Origin of the sequence: Brevundimonas sp. (assembly GCF_035626535.1) — a bacterium.
Lineage (GTDB): Bacteria > Pseudomonadota > Alphaproteobacteria > Caulobacterales > Caulobacteraceae > Brevundimonas.
In genome coordinates this window covers 1-8,501 of record NZ_DASPNO010000093.1, presented here as the reverse complement: position 1 = coordinate 8,501, position 8,501 = coordinate 1, and the positions used below count along the sequence as shown (strand labels likewise).

The 8,501-nt window shown below is 67.3% G+C and carries 12 protein-coding genes, 1 tRNA gene and 1 pseudogene; 1 reads left to right on the top strand and 13 read right to left on the bottom strand.

Features of this window, described 5'->3' with window-relative positions; all coding sequences use genetic code 11:
• A pseudogene (locus VEC04_RS14170) lies at window positions 1-279 on the bottom strand (oligoendopeptidase F); the annotation flags it as partial.
• Between the two features lie 100 nt (window positions 280-379).
• Between VEC04_RS14170 and VEC04_RS14165 the strand changes: the two are divergent.
• Window positions 380-850, top strand: coding sequence for a DUF1203 domain-containing protein (locus tag VEC04_RS14165; RefSeq protein ID WP_324777640.1), 471 nt, complete (start codon window positions 380-382; stop codon window positions 848-850).
• Window positions 851-852: 2 nt separating this feature from the next.
• Here the strand turns inward: VEC04_RS14165 and VEC04_RS14160 are convergent, their stop codons facing one another.
• The 12 genes from VEC04_RS14160 to VEC04_RS14105 form a co-directional block, all read right to left on the bottom strand.
• Window positions 853-1,308 (bottom strand): DUF2059 domain-containing protein, encoded by a 456-nt coding sequence (locus VEC04_RS14160; RefSeq protein ID WP_324777639.1) that lies wholly within the window; start codon window positions 1,306-1,308, stop codon window positions 853-855.
• Window positions 1,309-1,475: 167 nt separating this feature from the next.
• On the bottom strand, window positions 1,476-1,910 hold the full coding sequence (locus VEC04_RS14155; RefSeq protein ID WP_324777638.1) for an NUDIX hydrolase: 435 nt from the start codon (window positions 1,908-1,910) through the stop codon (window positions 1,476-1,478).
• Entirely contained in the window at window positions 1,910-2,911 is a 1,002-nt protein-coding gene (locus VEC04_RS14150) for an inorganic phosphate transporter (protein ID WP_324777637.1), read from the bottom strand. The genes VEC04_RS14155 and VEC04_RS14150 overlap by 1 nt, the downstream gene beginning before the upstream one ends.
• A 9-nt stretch (window positions 2,912-2,920) precedes the next feature.
• The gene (locus tag VEC04_RS14145; protein WP_324777636.1) at window positions 2,921-3,565 is read right to left on the bottom strand and encodes a DUF47 domain-containing protein; all 645 of its coding nucleotides are present in this window, start codon (window positions 3,563-3,565) and stop codon (window positions 2,921-2,923) included.
• Window positions 3,566-3,666: 101 nt separating this feature from the next.
• A complete protein-coding gene (locus VEC04_RS14140) occupies window positions 3,667-4,170 on the bottom strand; it encodes a DUF2059 domain-containing protein (RefSeq protein WP_324777635.1) in 504 nt (167 codons plus the stop codon).
• A gap of 140 nt (window positions 4,171-4,310) precedes the next feature.
• Entirely contained in the window at window positions 4,311-5,000 is a 690-nt protein-coding gene (rplA, locus tag VEC04_RS14135; RefSeq protein WP_324777634.1) for a 50S ribosomal protein L1, read from the bottom strand.
• A 4-nt stretch (window positions 5,001-5,004) separates the two neighbouring features.
• Window positions 5,005-5,436 carry a 50S ribosomal protein L11 gene (rplK, locus tag VEC04_RS14130; protein WP_324777633.1) on the bottom strand — a complete coding sequence of 144 codons (432 nt, stop codon included), beginning with the start codon at window positions 5,434-5,436 and terminating at the stop codon, window positions 5,005-5,007.
• Window positions 5,437-5,633: 197 nt separating this feature from the next.
• The gene (gene nusG / locus VEC04_RS14125) at window positions 5,634-6,212 is read right to left on the bottom strand and encodes a transcription termination/antitermination protein NusG (protein WP_324777632.1); all 579 of its coding nucleotides are present in this window, start codon (window positions 6,210-6,212) and stop codon (window positions 5,634-5,636) included.
• Window positions 6,213-6,223: 11 nt separating this feature from the next.
• The gene (gene secE / locus VEC04_RS14120; RefSeq protein ID WP_324777631.1) at window positions 6,224-6,508 is read right to left on the bottom strand and encodes a preprotein translocase subunit SecE; all 285 of its coding nucleotides are present in this window, start codon (window positions 6,506-6,508) and stop codon (window positions 6,224-6,226) included.
• A 70-nt stretch (window positions 6,509-6,578) separates the two neighbouring features.
• Window positions 6,579-6,654 (bottom strand) — tRNA-Trp (locus VEC04_RS14115).
• Window positions 6,655-6,745: 91 nt separating this feature from the next.
• On the bottom strand, window positions 6,746-8,080 hold the full coding sequence (locus VEC04_RS14110) for a hemolysin family protein (RefSeq protein WP_324777630.1): 1,335 nt from the start codon (window positions 8,078-8,080) through the stop codon (window positions 6,746-6,748).
• 95 nt (window positions 8,081-8,175) lie between these two features.
• Window positions 8,176-8,307, bottom strand: coding sequence for a hypothetical protein (locus VEC04_RS14105; protein ID WP_324777629.1), 132 nt, complete (start codon window positions 8,305-8,307; stop codon window positions 8,176-8,178).
• Window positions 8,308-8,501 lie beyond the last annotated feature (194 nt).

Sequence of the window (8,501 nt, the reverse complement as noted above, 5' to 3'; positions counted from 1 at the left end):
CGTCGAGGCGGCGAGGAAGGCGTAGGCTCCCAAGGCGCCCAGCAGGTCCGACGCCTGCTCATACAGGCTCACGGCCCGGTCCAGCCGTTCGCCCAGCACTGCGGGCTCGGCCTTCGCCTCGACCAGCCGCCCCTGCAGGCTGTTGAGCTTTGCGACTATGGCTCGGGCGCGCTCGAGATCGGCCTCGATGCGGGCGTCGTCCCGGGAAGCGTAGAGATCGGAGAGGTCCCAAAGCGGGGCTTCGGTCGGATCGGCGGGGGTCTCGAAGGGTGCGTTCATGGCTTTCCTTTTGGGGATGCGGGGCGCCTGACGCAACGCCCGAAAGCCGCCAGACGCCCACCGCCGCGCCTGTCACATCGACGGCGAAGGAGACCCGCTGATGAGCTTTCGCATCCACCCCCTGCCGCTGGCCCCGTTCCAGCCCCTGTTCGATCTGGACGACGCCGCTCTGATGAGGCTCGGCGCGAGACGGATGGTCGCCGACGCCCCGCACGCCGCACCATGCCGGGTCAGCCTGGTCGACGCGGAGCCCGGCGAACGGCTGATCCTGCTCAATCACCGGCACCTCGACGCACCGGCCAGTCCCTACCGCGGCGAGGGGCCGATCTTCGTGCGCGAGGCCGCCGCCGAGGCCGTCTCGGCGGGAGACGATGTCCCTGACATGCTGGGCCGCCGCCTGCTGTCCGTCCGGGCTTATGACGCCGACTGGATGATGACCGACGCCGACGTGGTCGAGGGCTCTGCGCTCGCCGCACGGCTGGAGGACTGGTTCGCCGATCCCGCCGTCTCGACCATCCACCTGCACACGGCCCGGCGCGGCTGCTTCATGGCCGCCGCCCGACGGACCTGACCCTATTTGGGAGCGGGCCCCCGCGAAGTCTCGCCGCGCAGTTCGCGCTTCAGTTCCTGAAGCTCGTCGGCCGTGCAGCCGTAGTGCTCGCAGAGACGGCCCGCCATCTTCTCGAGCATCTGCGGCACCACGCTCAGGGCGGCGCGGTTGGCCTCGGGCATCACCTCCATCGTCTTCGACAGGATCGAGCGGCCCATCTCGGAGTCATAGAAGGCGATCATCGCTTCGAGTTCGGCTTCGCTGAACGTTCGTGCGTAGATGGGGATCATCTCCTCGAGCATGCGCGGGATCATGTCCGTGGTCAGCTCGGCCGTCAGGTCGGCAAGGAACCGCCGGTCTGCTTCCGGCAGATCGCGGACGTTGGAATCCATCGCGGCCAGATCGGTGATCATCTCGACCATGGCGTCCTCGAACTGATCCGTCATGGTCAGTTCGATGTAGCGCCGGGTGAGTGCCATCTGCCGGGCGGAAGGCTCCGCCACCGCCGCCTGCGGCGCTTCGCTCGCGAAAGTCGGCGGGGTTGTGAGGGCGGACCCCGTCAGGGCCGCCGCCATACATGCAGTCAACAGGCGCATCGTCTTCCCCCTTTTGCGCATGATCCGCGAGGGGGACGATGAATACAAGCTCAGGGGTCGAAGGCGGCGATCAGCGCCTGCAGATCGGGCTCGTCCACCCGCCGCGCCGCCTCCTCGCGCGACAGCCAGACGCGTTCGCGTTCGGGGCGCTCCTGCCAGTCCGCGAGCTCCGTCCTGACCTCCAGGCTGTACAGGTCCACCGTGCACCACCGCGGCGCCCGCCGCTTCAGCACCTTCAGATAGCGGAAGCTCCCGAGCGGCCGCTCGTCGACGAAGCCCTCGACGCCCGCCTCCTCAAGGGCTTCCTGCGCGGCAGCCTCGGCGTCGGTCTTGCCGGTCATGCGCCCGCCCTTGGGCGTGACCCAGCGCCGGGTCTCGCGCGAGGTGATGAGCAGGATTTCGACGCCATCCCCCCCACGCCGCCACGGCAGGGCCGCGACCTGACGGCGCTCGGCCCTTTCCGTGCTGGGCGCATTCCCGGCCATCAGGTCAGGAAGGCTCCACCGAGCCAGTAAAACAGCGCCCCGATCGCCGCCGCCGCCGGCATGGTGATGAACCAGGCCGTGACGATGCCGCGGGCCACGCCCCAGCGCACCGCCGAGGCCCTGCGGGCCGCCCCCACGCCGACGATGGCGCCGGTGATGGTGTGGGTGGTCGAGACCGGGATGCCCAGTCCCGTGGCCATGAACAGGGTGATGGCCCCGCCGGTCTCCGCGCAGAAGCCCTGCTGCGGGCTCAGCCGGGTGATCCGCGACCCCATGGTGTGGACGATCCTCCAGCCGCCGAACAGGGTGCCGAGGGCGATCGCCGCCTGGCAGGTGATGACCACCCAGAACGGCACCACGAACTCAGACCCCGCCGGCGCGCGCGAGAACAGCAGCACCGCTATGATGCCCATGGTCTTCTGCGCGTCGTTGCCGCCATGGCCGAGCGAATAGGCCGAGGCTGAGACGAACTGCATCCGCCGGAACGCCTTGTCCGCCGTCGACGGGTTCACCTTCACGAAGGCCCACGACACGATCAGGACGAGCATCAGCGCCAGGCTGAAGCCCACGGCCGGGGACAGGAAGATGGCGCCGACGGTCTTGGTCACGCCCGCGACGACCACGGCCGCCGTGCCCGCCTTCGCTATCCCCGCCCCCAGGAGGCCGCCGATCAGGGCGTGCGAGCTCGACGACGGAATCCCGGCCAGCCAGGTGATGACGTTCCAGCTGATCGCCCCCATCAGCGCGCCGAAGATGACCTGGTCCGAGATGACGTTCGGATCGATGATCCCGCGCCCGATGGTGTCGGCCACATGGAGGCCGAAGAACAGGAAGGCGATGAAGTTGAAGAAGGCGGCCCAGCCGACGGCGTAGAACGGCGGCAACACCCGGGTGGCGACGATGGTGGCGATCGAGTTGGCCGCGTCGTGCAGGCCGTTCAGGAAGTCGAACAGCAGCGCGACGCCGATCAGGAAGATCAGGATCAGGAGGGCGTAGTCCACCGGCCGCTCCTACAGGTGCTCGACGAGCACGCCATTGATCCGGTTGGCCACATCCTCGAAGCGGTCGACCACCTTCTCCAGATGGTCGTAGATCTCGGCCCCGGTGATGAAGGCCATCGCGTTCCCGCCCTTGTGGGCCTGGTACAGCGCCTTCATGCCCTCGTCGAAGAGCGTGTCGCTGTCGCTCTCCAGCCGGGCAATCTGCTCGGTCAGGTCGTTGAGCCGGCCATGGTTTCTGCGCATGTCCGAGAGCAGCGACACCGCCTCCACCGTCAGCAGCGCCGCCTCGACCGCGATGTCGCCCAGCTGGCGCATGTGCGGGGCGAAGTCGCGCACCTCATAGAGGGTGATGGCCTTGGCGGTCTTCTGCATCTGGTCGATGGAATCGTCCAGGGAGTTGGTCAGGCCGCGGATGTCCGACCGGTCGAACGGGGTGATGAAGCTGCGGCGCACGGCGAACAGCACCTCGCGCGCCACGGCGTCGGCTTCATGCTCGTGATCGACGATCCGCTGGCACCAGCGGGGCACGTCCTCGCCGCCCTCCAGCACCTTGCGCAGGGCTTCTGCGCCCTTGATCAGGGTCGCCGCGTGTGCGTTGAACAGGCGGAAGAAGTTGTCTTCCCGGGGCAGCAGCGCCTGAAACCAGCCCAGCATCGGCGAATCTCCCGCAGAACTTCGTCAGCGGTGACTCCCGCGTCTGACCAGGCGCGTCAACCCGTCTGAACACGGAAGGTTTCCGCAGGGCGGTTTCGAGGTCAGCGGAACTCCTTCGCCGCCGCCTCGCCCAGCGCCTCGCAATCGAACCGCACGCAGAATTTCTCCATTACCGCGGTCATCCGCGGCAGGAGCAACGGCATCATGACCTCTTGGGCTTCGAAATCGAGATCGACCTGCTTGCGGACGACCGCCCGGCCCATGGGGGACTCGTAGAAGCCGATCGCCGCCTCCAGTTCCGGAACGGTGAAGCTGTCGGCCACATCGTCGCGCAGTTCGGCGATTGTCTGGGCCACCACGTCCGCCAGCGCCTTGCTCATGCTCTCGATCATCCAGGTCCGTTGTTCGGCGGGCAGTGCCGATTCGGCGTGGCCCTCCTCGATCTTCCGGCGCATCTGTTTGACCATATCGCCGCCCTGGGTCAGCTCCAGGTAGCGCGCCGCAAGATTCAGATGGTTCTCCCGCGCGGGATCGGGCGCATCCTGCGCGGCAGTCGGTGCGGCGGAGATCGCCAGCATGGCGGCGACGACGGCGATGAGACGCATGACTGACCCCCCTGAAGGTCCTCCACCCTCGCTCCGGCGACCGGAGGGTGCAAACGAAAACGGCGGCGAAGATCGCTCTTCGCCGCCGCAGTCTCTCTGACGCCTCAGCCGCCCAGGAGCGGCCGGAGGTCGTGCCGAACTCAGGCGTTCAGCGATGCCGGGTCGATCTTGAAGCCGGGGCCCATCGTCGACGACAGGCTGATCTTCTTCACGTAGGTGCCCTTGGCGCCCGACGGCTTGGCCTTGGTCAGGGCGTCGACGAACGCCTTGACGTTGGCTTCCAGCGCGGCCTGGTCGAACGAGGCCTTGCCGATGCCGGCGTGGACGATGCCCGCCTTCTCGACGCGGAACTCGACGGCGCCGCCCTTGGCGTCCTTGACCGCTTGCGCGACGTTCGGAGTCACGGTGCCGACCTTCGGGTTCGGCATCAGGCCGCGCGGGCCCAGCACCTTACCGAGGCGGCCGACGAGGGCCATCATGTCGGGCGAGGCGATGACGCGGTCGAAGTCCATCAGGCCGCCGTTGATCTGCTCGTACAGATCCTCGGCGCCGACGTATTCGGCCCCGGCCGCGCGGGCCTCGTCGGCCTTGGCGTCCTTGGCGAAGACGGCGACGCGGACGTCGCGGCCCGTGCCGGACGGCAGGTTGACCACGCCGCGGACCTGCTGGTCGGCGTGACGCGGATCGACGCCCAGGTTGACGGCGATCTCGATCGACTCGTCGAACTTGGCCGAGGCGTTGTCCTTGACGGCCTTGATGGCGTCGGCGAACGGCATGTTGACCGTGGTGTCGCCGGTGCGGGCCTTGAAGCGCTTGGTTTGCTTGGCCATGTGCTTAGCCCTCCACGACGTTGAGGCCCATGGCGCGAGCCGAGCCTTCGATGATCTTGGTCGCCGCGTCCAGGTCGTTGGCGTTCAGATCCTTCATCTTCTTTTCGGCGATCTCGCGCAGCTGGCCGCGCGTGATCTTCCCTGCCACTTCGCGGCCCGTCATCTTGGAGCCGGAGGTGATGCCGGCCGCCTGCTTGATGTAGTGGGTCGCCGGCGGGGTCTTGGTGACGAAGGTGAAGCTCTTGTCCTGATAGACGGTGATCACCGTCGGCAGGGGCGTGCCCTTCACTTCCTTCTCGGTGCGGGCGTTGAACTCCTTGACGAAGCCCATGATGTTGACGCCGCGCTGGCCGAGGGCCGGCCCGATCGGCGGCGACGGCGTGGCGTTGCCGGCCGGCACCTGCAGCTTGATGTAGCCGAGAATCTTCTTGGCCATTGGTCTCTCCTTACAGTGGACCTGAACTCAATCAGGCCCGGTGAGCCGTGGTCGTGGCATGGCTGCCTCCCACGGATTTATGCGGGCGAACCCGCACCGCCCCTCGGAGCGAGGCGCGCGTGTAGCGGATACGGGCCCGAAAAGCAAACGTGGACCCGCGTCGTATACGACGCGGCGACGCCGCCGGAAGCTGCGTTTCAGCCCGCGACCTTCTCGACCTGGCTGTACTCCAGATCGACCGGAGTGGGCCGACCGAAGATGGACACCGCGACCCGCAGGCGCGCCGAGTCCTCGTCAACGCTCTCGACCTGGCCGTCGAAGCTGGCGAACGGACCGTCGATGACCTTGACGGTCTCGCCGATGTCGAAGCGGATGGTGGGCTTCGGACGCTCGACGCCCTCTTCCACGGCGCCGATGATGTTCTGGACCTCACGTTCCGAGACCGGCAGCGGCTTGGTGCCGCCGGCGGCGCCGAGGAAGCCCGTCACCTTCGGAGTGTTCTTGACCAGGTGGTAGGCGTCGTCGGTCATCTCCATCTTCACCAGCACATAGCCGGGGAAGAATTTGCGCTCCGAGTTGACCTTGCGGCCGCGGCGGATCTCGACGACGTCCTCGGTCGGCACCAGGATTTCCGAGAAACAGTCCTCGAGGCCCTGCTGGCGCGCCTGGTCCTGCAGGTGCTGCGCCACCTTCTTCTCGAAATTCGAGTAGGCGTGGACGATGTACCACTTGTGGCGCGGATTGGCGGCGGGCTTCGCGGGAGCGGCGTCGGTCATGGAAGTGTCTCTTACTGGCCGATGGCCAGGATGAAGCGCGAGGCGATGGACAGGCCGGTGTCGACCACGAAGAAGAACACCGAAGCGACCACGACCATGATGAAGACCATCACCGAGGTGATCCAGGTCTCCTTCCAGCTCGGCCACACGATCTTGCGCCCTTCGGCCCGGACCTGGCTGATGAACTGCGGAATCGAGACCCGCGGCTTCTTCGGCGCGTCAGCCGCGACGGCGGCGCCCGCTATGGCGGGCTGTGCGGTCTGGGGGCGGCGCCCGGGGGTCTTGGCCTTGGCCATCACTGATCCGTCAAAGAATTGATCCTGCCGCCCCCAGATAGGGGCTCCCATCCGGCGGCGACAGGGGAAATGGCAGGAGTTGGGGGACTCGAACCCACGACCCCCGGTTTTGGAGACCGGTGCTCTACCAGCTGAGCTAAACTCCTCGAGCAAACAACAGCGCGCCCCGAAAGGCCCACGTGATCGCCAGACCGGGGCGTATGCCCCACGCCGTCCCGGTTTTCAAGGGCGGAACGGTCAATCCTCGTTGTGGGCCGCCACCGCGCTGGCCTCGTCTTCCGGCTTGACCAGCTGGCGGAACAGCAGCTTGTCGATGCGCCGGTCGTCCATGTCGATCACCTCGACCTCGAAACGGCCCAGCTGCAGGACTTCGCCCTCGTCCGGCACGCGCGACAACTGGTGCAGCACCAGGCCGGCGACGGTGTGGAAACCCTCCGCCTCGCCGAAGTCCTCGCCCAGGGCATCGGCCAGCTCCTCGATGTCGGCCTGGCCGTCGACCAGCCAGCTGCCGTCGTCGCGCTGGCGGATATAGGCGTCTTCCTCGTCGTGACCCTCGTCGAAGTCGCCGGCGATCATCTCCAGCAGGTCGGTCGCCGTGACCACGCCCTCGAAGGCGCCGAACTCGTCGACGAGGAAGGCCATGTGAACCTTGGACGCCTTCAGGATCTCCAGCGCCTTCAGCACCGAAGTCGACTGCGGAATGAAGGCCGGCGTCTGCACCAGCCGCTCGACGTTGAACTCGCCATTGTCCAGCAGGCTGTCCAGCAGGTCCTTCTTGTGCACCACGCCCAGCGGGTTATCGACGTCGTTCTCGCGCGCCACCACGATCCGCGAATAGGGGCAGGTGCGGATCTCTTGGCGCAGCTGGTCCTCGCTGTCGTCCAGCGCGATCCAGAACACCTCGTGGCGCGGCGTCATGGCCACGCGGATGGGTCTGTCCCCGAGACGCAGGATCTCCTCGATCATCTCCTGCTCTTCCGGCTCGATCAGACCCGACGCCGTGCCCTCGGCGATCATGGTCTCGACCTCTTCCTGGGTGACGTCGGATCCGTCGCGGTCCTTGACCCCCATGATCTTGAGGATGCCCGAGGTCGACACGGTGAGCAGCACGACGAACGGCTTCAGCACCGTGGCCACGGTTGAGATCGGCGCCGCCATCTTGGAGGCGATCGGCTCCGGGAAGATCAGCGCCAGCCGCTTGGGCACCAGTTCGCCCACGATCACCGACACATAGGTGATGAAGACGATGACCAGGATGGTCGAAACCACCTGCGTATAGGCGGCGTAGCCGGGGAAGAGCCCCTCGAAGATCAGGTTCAGCTCGCCGGCGATGGCCGCCTGGCCGTAGGCGCCGGCGGCGATGCCGATCAGGGTTATGCCGACCTGGACCGCCGAGAGGAAATGCGTCGGCTCCTCGGCCAGCCTCAGCGCGGCCCGGGCCCCCCGGTCGCCCCGTTCGGCGCGGCTCTGAAGCTTGGATTTGCGCGAGGACACGACCGCGAGTTCGGTCATGGAAAACAGGCCGTTCAGCACCACGAGCAGCAGTACGACGACGATGGCGATGGCTAACATCTAGGGGAAGCGAGACCGGCGCGGCGCGACAGCCGGCGTCCGCGAGGCGAATGATAGGGGGGTTTTACGCCCGCCGCCACGAATTCCTTCCGCGATCAGCGCGTGCGGCCGATCTCGACGCCGCCGTACGGCCCCGCCGAAGCCCCGTCGTCGGAGCCGAGCGCCGCGCAGGCCGACATCCCGATCAGGGTGCCGATGAACAGTCCGGTTCGAAGCGCGCGCCGCATGGTTACCTGTTTCCTAACGTCCGTGAGGCGAACGTAGGGGGCCGAATCCGGTTGCACGCAAGGCGGCGCCCCCGGGGGTTGCGGGTTAACCGTCCTGCGCCCCTGCCGCGCGAAACCGGACAGCGGCGGCCGGGTTCCCGCCCGCTTGACGCGCCGCCCTCCGGGCGCATCCTGCGCCGACGGAAAGGGAGGGG

What these genes read in the sequence shown, in the direction of transcription:
- rplK (WP_324777633.1), bottom strand. Translation starts at nt 5,436, where the DNA reads ATGGCCAAGAAGATTCTCGGCTACATCAAGCTGCAGGTGCCGGCCGGC.
- rplA (WP_324777634.1), bottom strand. Translation starts at nt 5,000, where the DNA reads ATGGCCAAGCAAACCAAGCGCTTCAAGGCCCGCACCGGCGACACCACG.
- VEC04_RS14145 (WP_324777636.1), bottom strand. Translation starts at nt 3,565, where the DNA reads ATGCTGGGCTGGTTTCAGGCGCTGCTGCCCCGGGAAGACAACTTCTTC.
- VEC04_RS14160 (WP_324777639.1), bottom strand. Translation starts at nt 1,308, where the DNA reads ATGGCACTCACCCGGCGCTACATCGAACTGACCATGACGGATCAGTTC.
- secE (WP_324777631.1), bottom strand. Translation starts at nt 6,508, where the DNA reads ATGGCCAAGGCCAAGACCCCCGGGCGCCGCCCCCAGACCGCACAGCCC.
- VEC04_RS14105 (WP_324777629.1), bottom strand. Translation starts at nt 8,307, where the DNA reads ATGCGGCGCGCGCTTCGAACCGGACTGTTCATCGGCACCCTGATCGGG.
- VEC04_RS14165 (WP_324777640.1), top strand. Translation starts at nt 380, where the DNA reads ATGAGCTTTCGCATCCACCCCCTGCCGCTGGCCCCGTTCCAGCCCCTG.
- VEC04_RS14110 (WP_324777630.1), bottom strand. Translation starts at nt 8,080, where the DNA reads ATGTTAGCCATCGCCATCGTCGTCGTACTGCTGCTCGTGGTGCTGAAC.
- VEC04_RS14140 (WP_324777635.1), bottom strand. Translation starts at nt 4,170, where the DNA reads ATGCGTCTCATCGCCGTCGTCGCCGCCATGCTGGCGATCTCCGCCGCA.
- nusG (WP_324777632.1), bottom strand. Translation starts at nt 6,212, where the DNA reads ATGACCGACGCCGCTCCCGCGAAGCCCGCCGCCAATCCGCGCCACAAG.
- VEC04_RS14155 (WP_324777638.1), bottom strand. Translation starts at nt 1,910, where the DNA reads ATGGCCGGGAATGCGCCCAGCACGGAAAGGGCCGAGCGCCGTCAGGTC.